The organism is Runella sp. R0.1_18 (genome assembly GCF_057652155.1).
Map to the genome: position 1 here is coordinate 1 of NZ_JBYFCK010000100.1, position 472 is coordinate 472.

The window sequence follows — 472 nt, forward strand, 5'->3', positions numbered from 1 at the left end:
CTAAATGATTTGATTGAAAAACAAGAAAAGCTAGAACAACGCTTTGTGGAGATTGAAGAATTACTCAAGAAAAATTTAAATCGTCCTTTACCACCAGTCAAGGTAGAGACAAAACTTATTGGTCAGGAGCTGAAGACTTACCTAGGAGACACATCACAGAGATTCAAAGAGCTTGAGAGCAGAATTGAGCAGCATATTGAAAAAATTCCATCAAGGATTCAAACAGGAGGAAATTTGATTGGCTTCAGTTCTGGAATTTCAGCAATTATCTTTTTGAGCATATTGGGAATTTTGTCCTGCATCTTGGGGGGTGTGTGCTACCACCATTACCATCAAGCCCAGGAACAGCGGCGTTTGGTTTCGAGTTATGAATCAGATTTTCAAAAAGTGTCTAAGCGAAACCCAAAGTTAGCCTTGCGTTATCGTCGAGCGACACAAGAAGAATAATTCCACAACTTGGCACGGCTCATGC

1 protein-coding gene is annotated in these 472 nt (G+C 40.3%); it reads left to right on the forward strand.

The features are described 5' to 3' along the window. The coding region (locus tag AC23P2_RS31235; RefSeq protein ID WP_487776812.1) for a hypothetical protein at window positions 1-447 on the forward strand (447 nt) is incomplete at its 5' end. Between the last annotated feature and the right edge of the window lie 25 nt (window positions 448-472).